Source organism: Mycobacterium canetti CIPT 140010059 (assembly GCF_000253375.1).
GTDB lineage: Bacteria > Actinomycetota > Actinomycetes > Mycobacteriales > Mycobacteriaceae > Mycobacterium > Mycobacterium tuberculosis.
Map to the genome: position 1 here is coordinate 4,255,349 of NC_015848.1, position 12,621 is coordinate 4,267,969.

Sequence of the window (12,621 nt, forward strand, 5' to 3'; positions counted from 1 at the left end):
TACGGGCCGCCGGTCCGCCCTTGACAGCGGAACGGCCGCCGCAGAGGGTCGACGGCATGTCCGTGGTGCGCGGGACCGCTCTGGCTAACTACCCGAGCCTGGTTGCCGGGTTGGGCGGTGACCCGGCCACTCTGCTACGGGCCGCGGGTGTTCGGGATCAGGATGTCGGCAACTATGACGCGTTCATTTCGATCCGGGCAGCGATTCGGGCAATCGAATCGGCCGCAGCGGTCACCGCCACAATGGATTTCGGGAGACGATTAGCACAGCGGCAAGGGATTGAGATCCTAGGACCGGTCGGTGTGGCGGCCCGCACGGCCGCCACGGTCGGTGACGCTCTGGCGATCTTCAACACCTTCATGGCGGCCTACAGCCCGGTTATCGCCATCCGGATCACGCCGCTGGCCGGACAGCGGTCATTCATTGCACTCGAGTTCCTGCTCGACGAGCCGGCGCCGTATCCGCAGACCATGGAGCTGGCGCTCGGGGTGGCGCTCGGGGTGATCCGGTTGTTGTTGGGCGCTGACTACGCCCCACTGGCCGTGCACTTGCCCCACGACCCACTCACACCCGAAGCCTTCTACCTGCAGTACTTCGGCTGCCGGCCTTACTTCGCCGAACGTGTTGGTGGTTTCACCATGCGCACCGCGGACCTGAGCCGTCCCCTCAACCACGACGATGTCGCGCACCGGGTGGTCGTCGACTACCTGAGCAGCATCACGCCGCTGGGCGAGGGGATCGTGGAATCGGTGCGCACCATCGTGCGCCAGCTGCTGCCCACCGGAGCGGCGACGCTCAACGTGGTCGCCGAGCAGTTCCACCTGCACCCGAAAACGCTGCAACGTCGACTTGCGGAGGAGAACACCACATTCGTTATTCTGGTCGATCGGGTCCGCAAGGATGTCGCCGATCGCTACCTAAGGACCACCGGGATCGGCCTTACCCATTTGGCACGTGAACTGGGCTACGCCGAACAAAGCGTGTTGACCCGCTCGTGCAAACGCTGGTTCGGAACCGGACCGGCCGCCTACCGCAACCAGGCCAGGTTGCAGACAACCGTGAGCGCACCTGGCAGCGGGCGTGGTCCGAATCCAGGTAACGTCTCAGTATCCTGCTGACCGATGGATCAAGATCGATCGGACAACACGGCATTGCGCCGTGGTCTGCGAATTGCACTGCGCGGGCGCCGCGATCCGCTGCCCGTGGCCGGCCGGCGGAGCCGGACCTCCGGCGGAATGGGTGACCTGCACACCCGAAAGGTCCTTGACCTGACCATCCGGCTCGCCGAGGTGATGTTGTCGTCCGGCTCTGGCACCGCGGATGTCGTCGCCACCGCCCAGGACGTGGCTCAGGCCTACCAGCTCACCGATTGCGTTGTCGACATCACCGTTACCACCATCATCGTGTCCGCGCTAGCGACCACCGACACTCCGCCGGTCACCATCATGCGGTCGGTCCGGACCCGGTCCACCGACTACAGCCGGCTGGCCGAACTCGATCGACTCGTTCAGCGGATAACCTCCGGTGGCGTCGCAGTCGACCAGGCTCACGAGGCTATGGACGAGTTGACCGAACGGCCCCACCCCTACCCGCGCTGGCTGGCGACCGCGGGGGCGGCGGGCTTCGCACTCGGCGTCGCCATGTTGCTCGGCGGAACCTGGCTGACCTGCGTCTTGGCTGCCGTGACGTCTGGCGTGATCGACCGACTGGGCCGGCTGCTGAACCGGATCGGGACCCCGTTGTTCTTCCAGCGCGTGTTCGGCGCGGGGATCGCGACCCTGGTCGCGGTGGCGGCTTACCTGATCGCCGGCCAGGATCCGACCGCGCTGGTGGCCACCGGAATCGTTGTGCTGCTGTCTGGGATGACCTTGGTGGGTTCGATGCAGGACGCGGTCACCGGGTACATGCTCACCGCACTCGCCCGGCTTGGCGACGCCCTGTTCCTGACCGCGGGGATCGTCGTCGGCATCCTCATCTCGTTGCGGGGCGTCACCAATGCCGGCATCCAGATCGAACTGCATGTCGACGCAACCACGACGCTCGCCACCCCGGGCATGCCGCTACCGATTCTCGTCGCGGTAAGCGGTGCGGCGCTGTCCGGCGTGTGCCTGACGATCGCGAGCTATGCGCCGCTACGTTCTGTGGCCACCGCCGGACTCTCGGCCGGACTCGCCGAACTGGTGCTCATCGGACTCGGCGCGGCCGGGTTCGGCCGAGTGGTCGCCACCTGGACCGCCGCGATCGGCGTCGGCTTCTTGGCCACCCTGATCTCAATCCGTCGGCAGGCTCCCGCCTTGGTGACGGCCACCGCCGGCATCATGCCGATGCTGCCGGGCCTTGCGGTCTTCCGTGCCGTGTTCGCGTTCGCCGTTAATGACACACCCGACGGCGGTCTGGCCCAGCTGCTGGAAGCGGCCGCGACTGCACTCGCGCTTGGCAGCGGGGTGGTGTTGGGTGAGTTCCTCGCCTCACCATTGCGGTACGGCGCCGGCCGGATCGGCGACCTCTTTCGGATCGAGGGTCCACCCGGGCTCCGACGGGCGGTCGGCCGTGTGGTGCGCCTACAGCCGGCCAAGAGCCAGCAGCCGACCGGCACCGGTGGCCAACGATGGCGAAGCGTCGCGCTGGAGCCGACGACGGCCGACGACGTGGACGCCGGCTATCGCGGCGATTGGCCCGCTACCTGCACCGGCGCGACCGAGGTGCGCTAGCCAGCCTCGCCAGCGCCGACCAACTGCTCCCAGCTAGCGGGCACCATCGGCACCGACGGATTACCCCCGAACTCACCACCGGCCAACGTGGTCAACCCCGCAGGCCGCCCAACGGACTCCTTGCCAGCGGTCCCGGCAAACCCCAACACGCCGGCACCCCGTTCCGAAGCCACCGCCGACACCGGCCTGGCCCCCGGTCGCACCGCGGCAGACTCACGCAACGGCGGCGCCGCCCCAGGTCGTACGGCAACGGGCGCCACGTCCGCCGTCTTTAGGCCCACTTCGATAGCCTGCGCGTCCACACTCGCCAGGTCCGCGAGGTACTGGCCAACGCCGATAGGCACCGCAGTCGACAACGAAGTCGACAACGAGGTCGGCACCGCAATCACGGAGCCGGTGAGCACAAATGGCGATGCGATCACAAGGAGCGGCGGGCCGAAGATGATCGCCAGGACCGCAAAGACGATCGCGTATGCGAAGATCACGAGCGGCAAGATGAGCACGATGATGATCGTGTATGCGACGATTGCAAACAGGATCTCGAGCGATATCAGAAAGAGCTGAATCAATATCTCGATGATGATCCCGATGATGCTGGCGGGGTCCAACGTTGCGGCGGAGATCGCCGGCAGGGCGCTGGCAACGCCAGCACCGCCGTTGAACAGTACCGGAGCCGGTGTGGTTTGCGGTGCCGACGCCAGCGCCGCATCGGAGGTGCCCTCATAGATACTCATCGTGGTGGCCGCCTGAATCCACATCCGCGCATAGTCGGCCTCATTGAGCGCGATCGGGATCGTATTGATTCCAAAGAAATTCGTTCCCAGCAACACCGCATGGCTGGTGTGATTAGCGGCCAACTCGGTCAGCGTCGGCATCGCCGCCAGCGCGCTGGCATATGCCGTGGTCATAACCTCATGCTGGGTGGCCAGCCGCGCACTGTCGGCACTGGATTTAGTTAGCCAGGCTAGATAAGGTAGGTGGGCGGCCACATAAGCTTCGGCGCTCGGACCCTCCCACGCCCCGCCCTGTACCGCTGCCAGCACCGCAGTGAGCTCTTGGGCTGCCGAAGCATACTCCGCACTCAGCGATGTCCATTCCGCGGCAGCCGCCTGCAACGAAGCCGGGCCCGGACCGGCGCTGAGCAACGCCGAATGCACCTCCGGCGGCGAGGCAAACCAGATGGGCGCCGTCATAGTGAGCCCCCTGACACCGAATCCACCGCCGGCGACAGCGCGGCCGCCGCCAAACCATCAGGAACTACCCCCTGCGTCACTCCTCGTACTCCTTCGGTCATCTCACCGACCAACCGCAGCCGAAAGCCGGTCAGTCAACTGACTGGGCCAAGTCGCACACATGACGGACTATAGATCTCACGCAATATAGCGATAATCGATCATTTCCACGAGCTACGATGCTCGAGTTGCCCAGCCAGCAAGATACGTCCCTTTACACCAGGCAGATAAACTGGGCTGGCTTTGGTCAAACCCAGCGCGACCCGCAGCACTTCCTCATAGCCCGACCGCGCGCTCCAGTTCCTTCAACGAGGTCTCCAGATGGCTGAGTACCCGCTGCACGTGTGGAACGCTGCGGCGGCAACCCACGACTCCGAAGTCGAGACTATCGGCGGTGCTGGTCAGGGTGATGTTGAGCGCTTGTCCGTCGAGCACCAACGACATTGGATAGTTGCCGACCATCCTGGCGCCGTTGAAGTACAGCGGTTCGCGCGCACCGGGCACGTTCGAGATGCACACATTAAACGGCGGTGGCGTTGCCTTGGCCAAGCCCGGCAGGGTGTTCAGCGCAGCTGGGCTCAACAGCAGCAGTGACACCGCCAACGCCTGGGCGCGGGGCAGCTGCGATAGTACGTTCTTATTACCGCGCATCGAAGCGTGGATGGCGTTCAGCCGGTCGGCTGGATCATCAAGGTGGGTGGCCAGATTACACAACACCGCCCCGACCATGTTGCCGCCGACCGAGTCGCGGTCGGTGCGCAGGCTCACCGGAACCATCGCAACCAGCGGCGTGTCCGGCAGCGCGTCGTTGTCGTCCAGATATTCGCGAAGTGCGCCGGCGCACATCGCCAGCACCACGTCGTTGAGGCTGACCCCGGCCGCGTCTTTCACCGCCTTGACCCGGTCCAACGGCCAGGACTGCGCGGCGCAGCGCCGCGCTCCCCCGACGGCGACATTGAGCATGGTGTGCGGGGCCCCGAAGGGCAGTGTTAACTGTTGTTCGATCAACGCGGAACGCGCCAGTCGCAACGTTGAGGGAGCGAGCCCGGCAACCGATCCCAGCATGCCCCCCAGCTGTTGCAGGCGGCCGCGCCGTCGCTTGATGGCGGTGTGCTGCGTCGCCGGTGACCAGGCGGTGCGCAACTTGCCCTCGATGGGGTCGGTGGTCATCGGCTGGCGCATCAGCGTAAGTCCGGACACCCCGTCGACCAGGGCGTGGTGCATCTTCGAATAGATCGCAAAGCGTCCATCCCGGAGGCCCTCGATCACGTGTGTTTCCCAGAGCGGGCGGTGCCGGTCGAGCAGATTGGAGTGTAACCGTGACGTCAGTTCCAGCAGCTCACGCACCCGGCCCGGCGCCGGCAGGGCAGACCGCCGCGCGTGGTAGCCGAGGTCGACGTCAGCGTCGGTCGACCAGCCGAGGTTGATGAGTGCACCGTGAAGCGACGTGGGGCGCTTGCGAAATAGCGGTGCTATCTCGCGGCACTGAAGCATCGCCTGATAGGTTTCCCGCACAAACCCACGTCCCGCCCCCGCGGGTGGCTCGAACAGTTGCAGCGCGCCAACATGCAGCGGATGCTCTCGCGACTCGGCTGATAAGAACAGCGCATCGATCGGTGACATCAGTTCCATGGCGTGCTCCTGGTGATGCGCTTCACCGTCAGCCGGCTCGCCGAAGCCGACGTCGTAAAGCGCAGGTGATCGTCGTCGACCGGGCCCTCGCGCAACACCTTGAGGTCCGCCAGGGGGCTTCGGCGCCCTGCAGCGGCCGGGTCGGCATGGCTGCGGGCAGCTGCGGACAGCAGATGGTGTGCCCGGGTGCGTCCATGTGGGCCGGCGAAGTTGGACACGTCGCTGAGCAGGAAACCCTTGAACGCCACCTTCTCGGCAACGTCCACGGCGACTCCGTCGACCGAGAGGTTGATGCCACCGAAGGCCAGCAGATTGAGGCCGGTGGCAGTGATGCTGATGTCGGCCGCCAATTCGCGTCCGGATTGCAGCCGGATTCCGTTTTCGGTAAAAGTATCGATCGCCTCGGTGACCACCGAGGCCCGGCCGTCGCGGATGGCCTTGAACATGTCGGCATCTGGCACCGCGCACAGGCGTTGGTCCCATGGGTTGTAGACCGGCTTGAAGTGCTCGTCGGCCGGATATCCGGCGGCCAGCTGCTTGGCGTTGAGATGACGGATCAGTCGCCGGGCGGCTCGCGGATACCGTTGGCATAACCGCCACACCAACCGTTGCTTGGCGATGTCTTTGCGCCGGGTGACGGCGTAGGCCCGATCGCGGCCTATCAGTTTGGGCATGGTTACCGCGCCGGCGGTCTGGGCCATGGCCGGCACCAGCGTGACCGCGGTCGCGCCGCTGCCGATGATCACCATCCGCAGCTCATGGTGACGTGTTCGCCGGTGTCGAAGCGTTCGATCTCCACCAGCCAGCGAGCGTCCTCGGTGGACCATGATGGCGTCCGCGCTGGCGGTCGCCTTCTCGTGCTGCCACGGCTTGAACTCATAGCTGAACGTGTGCAGGTCGGAGTCGGATCGAATTGCTGGATACCGGGCTTCAACGATCGCGAATGTCTTGGCCGGCTGCATTGTCTTTAGGTAGTAGGCGGCGCCAGTGCCGGAGATGCCGGCGCCAACGATCAGCACGTCGACGTGTTCGATGCTGGCTGACTGCTCGGAGTGCACGGCGTACTTCCTGTTCGGGCGAAGGCTGACCCGCGACTTCGTTGTCAACCGGGGGTGGTGTGCGTCACCGAACTCACTGTGCACCAGCACTCGGCCTTGAGTCTTGACACTAGAAGACAACAATTTGACTTTTCAAGACACACAGCGTCACCTGTGCGCGGTGCCAGCGGCGCGGCGCCAGGCCGTGTGGCGCAGTAGGCGCAGCCCATTGAGTCCGACGATGATGGTGGAACCTTCGTGTCCGGCGACGCCCAGTGGCAATGGCAACGTGAAGGCCAGGTCCCACACAACGAGCCCGGCGATGAATGTCACGGCCACGACGAGGTTGGCGACCACGATGCGCCGGGCTCGCCGCGACATGGCGATAACGGTGGGAATGGTGGTCAGGTCATCGCGGACGACGACGGCGTCGGCGGTCTGCAGGGTGAGTTCCGATCGGGCGCTGCCCATGGCGATGCCGACATGCGCGGCCGCTAAGGCCGGAGCGTCGTTGATACCGTCACCGACCACGGTCAATCTGGCACCTCCAGCTTGCAGCTGCCGCACGGCTGCGACCTTGTCGTCGGGCAGTAGCCCGGCCCGTACGTCGTCGATGCCAACCTGTACACCGAGCCGATCGGCGGTGGCCCGGTTGTCGCCGGTAAGCAATACCGGTTTGGCCCCGGTCAGTTTGGTCGCAGCGGAAATCGCCGCGGCGGCTTCGGGGCGAAGCTGATCGGTGATGGCGAGTAGCCCGACGGGATGGCTATCGCATACCACGACGACGACGGTGTAGCCCTCGCCTTGCAGAAAGTCGACCGCCGTGATCATGGAAGCTTCGAGCGCGGCGGCGCCGGCAGTGCCCAGCAGTGCCGTCGCCGATCCGACCGCAATGACGTGGCCATCGACGCGGGCGGTGACACGGCAACCTGGGTGTGCGGTGAACTCGCCGACGGTCGGCAGCCGGATGCGGCGAGACTGGGCGGCTTTCACGATGGCCGCACCCAGTGGGTGCTCACTGGGATACTCCGCTGCAGCCGCAAGCCGCAGCAGTTCATCATCGGTGAATCGTCGTTCGTACACCCAGATGCCGGCGAGTTCGGGGGTACCGCGGGTAAGGGTGCCGGTCTTGTCGAACGCGATCCGTGTGGTGGTTCCAAGTTGTTCCATCACGATCGCGGACTTGGCGAGCACCCCGTGGCGGCCGGCGTTGGCGATTGCGGCCAATAGTGGCGGCATGGTGGCCAGCACGACCGCACACGGCGACGCGACGATCATGAACGTCATGGCTCGCAGCAACGCCCGCTGCAGGGTCTCCCCCCATAGCGGGGGCACCGCGAATACGGCGAGGGTCACGGCGACCATGCCGATCGAGTAGCGTTGTTCGACTTTCTCGATGAACAGCTGGGTGCGCGCCTTGGTCTGGCTGGCCTGTTCAACCAGGGTGGCAATGCGAGCGACGACGGAATCCCGCGCGAGCCGGTCGACCCGGATCCGCAGGGCGCCGGTGCCGTTGACAGTGCCGGCGAACACCTGATCGCCGATTGACTTGTCGACGGGCAGCGGCTCTCCGGTGACGGTGGCCTGATCGACTTCGCTGCCGCCGGCAAGCACGGTTGCGTCCGCCGAGATGCGCTCACCGGGCCGTACCAGCACGATGTCCCCAATCCTTAGGTCGGCGGCGTTGACCGTTTCCTCACCACCGCCGGCGCCCACGCGGGTCGCGGTGCCCGGCGCGAGGCCCATTAGCCCACGCACCGAGTCCGCGGTGCGGGCCGTTACCAGTGCTTCCAGAGCACCGGAGGTTGCGAAGATGACAATGAGCAGAGCGCCCTCGGCGATCTGCCCGATGGCGGCCGCGCCGATCGCCGCGACCACCATCAGCAGATCGACATCTAGGGTCCTTCGCTGTAGCGCCTGTAGCCCGGCCAGCCCTGGCTCCCAACCGCCGGTCGCGTAGCACGCCAGAAACAGCGCCCACCGCACCCATTGCGGTGCTCCGCACAGCTGTGTCAGTAGTCCCGCTGAAAACAGGCCCAACGCCAGCGCGGCCCAACGCATCTCCGACAACGCGAACAGCTTGGTTCGGCGCGCTAGGACCAACGGCGACGCTGAGGTGCACCGGGCGGGAGAGAGTTCACGAACAGCCACCCGGCCAACATATCAGAATATATGATCATATGTTCATTTATTTCTTTGGGGATAGGCTGCCTAACCATGGGGCACGGGGTCGAAGGCAGGAATCGTCCGTCAGCGCCGTTGGATTCCCAGGCCGCCGCGCAGGTCGCGTCCACACTGCAGGCGTTGGCGACTCCGAGCCGGCTGATGATCCTCACCCAGCTACGGAACGGCCCGCTTCCGGTAACCGACCTCGCCGAGGCTATTGGAATGGAACAGTCCGCCGTCTCGCATCAACTTCGAGTGTTGCGGAATCTCGGCTTGGTCGTGGGCGACCGGGCAGGCCGTAGCATCGTCTACAGCCTCTACGACACGCATGTGGCGCAGCTTCTTGACGAAGCCATTTACCACAGCGAGCACTTGCACCTTGGTCTCTCCGACCGGCACCCCAGCGCGGGCTAAGCGGTCAGGCTCATAAGCTCGCGGGTCACTTTCACCCATGACCGGCGAGCTTTACAGACCCCAGCGCCTCAAGGGGCACCACCTCAAGGGCGCAGCCACCGTGGCGGGCGCGCAATCGACAGGTCGTTGCCGACCGAGCGCTGGTGTGCCAGGAATTCGGTGGTCATGACGGCGCAGATGGTGTGCCAACCGAGGTCCTCGGGTCCGGTCGCACAGCAGCCGTCACGATAGAAGCCGGTAAGCGGTGCCACCCTGTTCCAGGGCGCCGCCCAGCACATTGCAATCGGACATGGACCTAAGTGTCTAAGCTGCGCCAGCCACGCCGTCGGACCTATCAGCTAATTCGGCGCGCGTCGCGGCGCACTATTCCCGCGCGAGGGTCTGGCCGGGTCGCGGAATTGCTTCGAGCAAGCAGGCGGCCGCCCTGACGTCGGCGTCCGAATACATCCGGGCGATCGCGGTAAACACCTCGCCCGCCTTTCTCAGCTCTTCCTGCGCCGCTTGATTCAGCGCCAGCAGCCCGGTGGCCGCCGTCGTGAACGCCGTTACCGCCCAAGCCGACACCTCCTCGGCCCCGGCGGGCAATAGCGAGCTCAGCGAGACCCACGCCACCGCACCGGCCTGTAGCCCTTGGAATGCGTTGTTGACGACCTGCGATCCGATGTCGGCAACGGCCGGATCGAATGACATGGACTGCATGTGTCTCTCCCTAGATTGCGCGGGCTCGGGCCCCAACGACGAGATCTAAGCGAGGAATTCAGTTGTCGGTAGCGATAGTAGTAATAGGATATAGTCCGCGCTGACGAAATAGAAGACGAGATATGCCGTCGCACTGAATAATTTGTCACCAAGGCGCTGCCGCCCCGTGCTACCCCTGGGCATGTTGTCCACCTGCGGCGCGGTAGGTTCAGCGGCGTGATACTTACGGGTGCGTTCTTGGCCGATGCCGCCGCAGCGGTGGACAACAAACTCAATGTGCAAGGCGGCGTGCTGTCCAGATTTGCGGTCGGTCCTGACCGGCTGGCCCGATTTGTGTTGGTGGTGTTGACGCAGGCGGAGCCTGACAGTTCGGACCGCGACATTACGGTCGAGATGAGGCCGCCGACCGATGACGAACCGATACGCCTGAATTTCGAGGCGCCCGAAGCGGCCGTTGCCGAGTTCCCCGGATTCGCATTCTTCGAAATCCAACTGCGCCTGCCGGTTAACGGCCGTTGGGTGCTGGTGGTGACTGGCGGCACCGGAGCGATATCGCTTCCGGTGCTGGTGAGCGACATGCCTGCGACGATAGGTTTTTGACGCGCCGGTCTTGAGCGACGACCCCCGGGGCTTTGCAGAAAGGTTGTCCCGTGCACCAGCAGCATCCCTACAACGCAGCTGGGTTCGGCTGACCGTGCTGACACCCAACCCAGCGGTAGGTTCGGCAGCGTGATAGTCGGGGCCTTCCTCGCCGAAGCGGCCTCGGTGGTGGACAACAAGCTCAATGTCTCCGGCGGCGTGCTGTACCGATTTGCGGTGGATCCGGACCGGTCGGCCCAGTTTCTGCTGGTGGTGTTGACCCAGGCCGAGACCGATGATCCGGATCGGCGGGTCGACGTAGAGGTTTGGCCTCCGACGGGCGACGACGCGCACCACATCGAGTTCGAGCTACCCGAGGCCGCCGTCGCCGCCGAGGTCGGATTCGCCATCTTCCGGATCGAGGTAAACCTGCCCGTCGACGGCCGTTGGGTGCTGGTGGTAACCGGCGGCGCCGGAACGATCTCGCTGCCGCTGATCGTGACGGGGTGAGGCGTAGGCCCCTGCCGACGGAGCTGCCAGCCCTATTGATCGAATGGGAGCAGGACGCCAAGGCCGAATGGCGATCCGGACGGGAACAGACGCCGTGCCTTAGCGGCGAAGTGTGGGACCTGCTCGCCCAGCGCATCTAGCAGGCTGTGCGGCGTGAACGGCGGGTCGATGTAGGCGTCGACCATCCCGAGGATCACTGCTTTCGTTGCCTCTTCGTACAAATCCAACTGATCGAGGAGAAAGTCGTCGGGATGCAAAGCTTTGATCTGATAGGGCTTTAGCGCGTCATCAGGGAAGTGCTTGAGGTTTGTCGTGACTATCACCTCCGCGCGCTCTCGGACCGCTGCAGCTAGCACATGTCGATCTTTGTCATGGTTGTTCATGGCGGCGATGAGGTCGTTGTACCCGAAAGCGAATGCGGTAGTCAGCCCGTTCGGTGCTGATGTTGAGGCGGTCGACCATGGTTCGCCGAGTCTCGGCCAGGATGTCCTCCGACCACAGAGGCCGATAGGTGCCCTCGTCAGCGAACCGCAACAGGGCATCAACCAGCGGGTGTGGCACGAGCACGCACGCGTCCAGTACTACGGGGAACGGCATGCTCGGCCTCCTCTACTTCTTTTCTGCAAGCGCCGCCTGGAGCTCACCAAGGGCGTCGCGGCTCAACTCGCCTAGTGCTGCACGGCGATTCGACCGGGTTTCTTGCTGATATTCGAGCAGCGCGTCAAGGCTCACTCGGCGGTGGCGGCCCGGCTTCTCAAATGGGATTCGACCATCCTCCAAGAGCCGAACGAGGGTCGGGCGTGAGATGTTCAATAGGTCGGCGGCTTCTTGGGTGGTTAGTTTGAGGTGGCGTGGCACCAATGAAATGCCTTTGCCTTGCGACAAGGCCAGCACGACGTTGTACAGCGCATCTCTGACTGGTTCAGGAAGCGTCATCGGTTGTCCGGCGTTGCCACACACGGAAACTTCAGGCGCGCCAAGCACCTCCAGCAAGGAGGTCATGTCCTGCGGGTCGCGGGGTGGAAGTACTGTCCGTTCCTGGACTGCGGCTGTCATGCAGCTTAGCGTAATTCGAACAAAACGAAACGTCGAGTCTCTGACCAGGCATTTACGCAAGCTACTGCGCCGCTAACCGCGCCGGGTCGCGCACTTGGCCGCCTCAAACGCCGCCTAGCACGGTGACGTCGAGCCCGGCGGAGCGCACCAGCTGATCAGAGCTGGAAACCGGCGCGCGTCTGCCGCGGCCGAAGCCTACACGCGGGCGGATCTGCGGCGCGGTGAAGCGCGCAAAGGTCCAGCAGATCACTCCGCACGATTTGCGGCACACCGCGGCCAGCTTGGCGGTGTCGGCCGGCGTCAACGTTTTGGCGCTGCAACGGATTCTCGGGCACAAGTCCGCGAAGGTCACCCTGGACACGTATGCGGATCTCTTCGATGCCGATCTTGATGCAGTCGCCGTCACTCTCGGGAAAGATGCCGACCAGCAAACCTGAAAATACCCTGCTGAACTGCACTAACAGTCAAAGGGATTTGGCGGTGGCGGAGGGATTTGAACCCTCGGACGGTGTTAGCCGTCACACGCTTTCGAGGCGTGCTCCTTAGGCCGCTCGGACACGCCACCGCGGTGAAGCTTACCGAATC

14 protein-coding genes, 1 tRNA gene and 1 pseudogene are annotated in these 12,621 nt (G+C 64.7%); 6 read left to right on the top strand and 10 right to left on the bottom strand.

All coding sequences use genetic code 11. The features are described from left to right. The first annotated feature begins 56 nt into the window (after window positions 1-56). Both MCAN_RS19745 and MCAN_RS19750 read left to right on the top strand, forming a co-directional pair. Complete coding sequence (locus tag MCAN_RS19745) at window positions 57-1,118, top strand: AraC family transcriptional regulator (RefSeq protein WP_014001926.1); 1,062 nt, start codon at window positions 57-59, stop codon at window positions 1,116-1,118. Window positions 1,119-1,121: 3 nt separating this feature from the next. Beyond that, window positions 1,122-2,711 carry a threonine/serine exporter family protein gene (locus MCAN_RS19750; protein ID WP_014001927.1) on the top strand — a complete coding sequence of 530 codons (1,590 nt, stop codon included), beginning with the start codon at window positions 1,122-1,124 and terminating at the stop codon, window positions 2,709-2,711. Here MCAN_RS19750 and MCAN_RS19755 read toward each other — a convergent pair. From MCAN_RS19755 to MCAN_RS19775, 4 genes are all read right to left on the bottom strand, one after another. Beyond that, on the bottom strand, window positions 2,708-3,904 hold the full coding sequence (locus tag MCAN_RS19755) for a PPE family protein (RefSeq protein WP_014001928.1): 1,197 nt from the start codon (window positions 3,902-3,904) through the stop codon (window positions 2,708-2,710). The genes MCAN_RS19750 and MCAN_RS19755 overlap by 4 nt on opposite strands. Before the next feature lie 315 nt (window positions 3,905-4,219). Further along, on the bottom strand, window positions 4,220-5,566 hold the full coding sequence (locus MCAN_RS19760; RefSeq protein WP_003900746.1) for a WS/DGAT/MGAT family O-acyltransferase: 1,347 nt from the start codon (window positions 5,564-5,566) through the stop codon (window positions 4,220-4,222). Further along, entirely contained in the window at window positions 5,566-6,753 is a 1,188-nt protein-coding gene (locus MCAN_RS23300) for an NAD(P)/FAD-dependent oxidoreductase (RefSeq protein WP_407635591.1), read from the bottom strand. The genes MCAN_RS19760 and MCAN_RS23300 overlap by 1 nt, the downstream gene beginning before the upstream one ends. 27 nt (window positions 6,754-6,780) lie before the next feature. Beyond that, the gene (locus tag MCAN_RS19775) at window positions 6,781-8,763 is read right to left on the bottom strand and encodes a heavy metal translocating P-type ATPase (protein WP_014001930.1); all 1,983 of its coding nucleotides are present in this window, start codon (window positions 8,761-8,763) and stop codon (window positions 6,781-6,783) included. 66 nt (window positions 8,764-8,829) lie between these two features. Between MCAN_RS19775 and nmtR the strand changes: the two genes are divergently transcribed. Next, window positions 8,830-9,192 carry a Ni(II)/Co(II)-sensing metalloregulatory transcriptional repressor NmtR gene (gene nmtR, locus MCAN_RS19780; RefSeq protein ID WP_003901716.1) on the top strand — a complete coding sequence of 121 codons (363 nt, stop codon included), beginning with the start codon at window positions 8,830-8,832 and terminating at the stop codon, window positions 9,190-9,192. A gap of 104 nt (window positions 9,193-9,296) precedes the next feature. Here nmtR and MCAN_RS19785 read toward each other — a convergent pair. Together MCAN_RS19785 and MCAN_RS19790 are read right to left on the bottom strand one after the other, a co-directional pair. After that, window positions 9,297-9,483, bottom strand: a pseudogene (locus tag MCAN_RS19785) (DUF2237 family protein); the annotation flags it as partial. 72 nt (window positions 9,484-9,555) lie between these two features. Then, window positions 9,556-9,891 (bottom strand): PE domain-containing protein, encoded by a 336-nt coding sequence (locus tag MCAN_RS19790; protein ID WP_003899670.1) that lies wholly within the window; start codon window positions 9,889-9,891, stop codon window positions 9,556-9,558. 216 nt (window positions 9,892-10,107) lie between these two features. Between MCAN_RS19790 and MCAN_RS19795 the strand changes: the two genes are divergently transcribed. Continuing rightward, complete coding sequence (locus MCAN_RS19795; RefSeq protein ID WP_003899671.1) at window positions 10,108-10,491, top strand: hypothetical protein; 384 nt, start codon at window positions 10,108-10,110, stop codon at window positions 10,489-10,491. Between the two features lie 129 nt (window positions 10,492-10,620). After that, entirely contained in the window at window positions 10,621-10,980 is a 360-nt protein-coding gene (locus MCAN_RS19800; protein WP_003899672.1) for a hypothetical protein, read from the top strand. A 32-nt stretch (window positions 10,981-11,012) separates the two neighbouring features. On the opposite strand, the gene MCAN_RS19805 is transcribed toward MCAN_RS19800, so the two are convergent. From MCAN_RS19805 to MCAN_RS19810, 3 genes are read right to left on the bottom strand one after another with little or no spacing between them, the layout of a single operon-like run. Next, window positions 11,013-11,363: a hypothetical protein gene (locus tag MCAN_RS19805; protein WP_230871968.1), complete on the bottom strand. Its 351-nt coding sequence runs from the start codon at window positions 11,361-11,363 to the stop codon at window positions 11,013-11,015. Continuing rightward, window positions 11,350-11,577: a PIN domain-containing protein gene (locus MCAN_RS23790; RefSeq protein WP_230864725.1), complete on the bottom strand. Its 228-nt coding sequence runs from the start codon at window positions 11,575-11,577 to the stop codon at window positions 11,350-11,352. The genes MCAN_RS19805 and MCAN_RS23790 overlap by 14 nt, the downstream gene beginning before the upstream one ends. Before the next feature lie 12 nt (window positions 11,578-11,589). After that, complete coding sequence (locus MCAN_RS19810) at window positions 11,590-12,036, bottom strand: helix-turn-helix domain-containing protein (RefSeq protein ID WP_016719233.1); 447 nt, start codon at window positions 12,034-12,036, stop codon at window positions 11,590-11,592. Between the two features lie 221 nt (window positions 12,037-12,257). Between MCAN_RS19810 and MCAN_RS19815 the strand changes: the two genes are divergently transcribed. Continuing rightward, the gene (locus tag MCAN_RS19815) at window positions 12,258-12,473 is read left to right on the top strand and encodes a tyrosine-type recombinase/integrase (RefSeq protein WP_003899674.1); all 216 of its coding nucleotides are present in this window, start codon (window positions 12,258-12,260) and stop codon (window positions 12,471-12,473) included. A 38-nt stretch (window positions 12,474-12,511) separates the two neighbouring features. Here MCAN_RS19815 and MCAN_RS19820 read toward each other — a convergent pair. Then, a tRNA-Ser gene (locus MCAN_RS19820) sits at window positions 12,512-12,601 on the bottom strand. Between the last annotated feature and the right edge of the window lie 20 nt (window positions 12,602-12,621).

What these genes read in the sequence shown, in the direction of transcription:
- MCAN_RS19745 (WP_014001926.1), top strand. Translation starts at nt 57, where the DNA reads ATGTCCGTGGTGCGCGGGACCGCTCTGGCTAACTACCCGAGCCTGGTT.
- MCAN_RS19750 (WP_014001927.1), top strand. Translation starts at nt 1,122, where the DNA reads ATGGATCAAGATCGATCGGACAACACGGCATTGCGCCGTGGTCTGCGA.
- MCAN_RS19755 (WP_014001928.1), bottom strand. Translation starts at nt 3,904, where the DNA reads ATGACGGCGCCCATCTGGTTTGCCTCGCCGCCGGAGGTGCATTCGGCG.
- MCAN_RS19760 (WP_003900746.1), bottom strand. Translation starts at nt 5,566, where the DNA reads ATGTCACCGATCGATGCGCTGTTCTTATCAGCCGAGTCGCGAGAGCAT.
- nmtR (WP_003901716.1), top strand. Translation starts at nt 8,830, where the DNA reads ATGGGGCACGGGGTCGAAGGCAGGAATCGTCCGTCAGCGCCGTTGGAT.
- MCAN_RS19790 (WP_003899670.1), bottom strand. Translation starts at nt 9,891, where the DNA reads ATGCAGTCCATGTCATTCGATCCGGCCGTTGCCGACATCGGATCGCAG.
- MCAN_RS19805 (WP_230871968.1), bottom strand. Translation starts at nt 11,363, where the DNA reads ATGAACAACCATGACAAAGATCGACATGTGCTAGCTGCAGCGGTCCGA.
- MCAN_RS23790 (WP_230864725.1), bottom strand. Translation starts at nt 11,577, where the DNA reads ATGCCGTTCCCCGTAGTACTGGACGCGTGCGTGCTCGTGCCACACCCG.
- MCAN_RS19810 (WP_016719233.1), bottom strand. Translation starts at nt 12,036, where the DNA reads ATGACAGCCGCAGTCCAGGAACGGACAGTACTTCCACCCCGCGACCCG.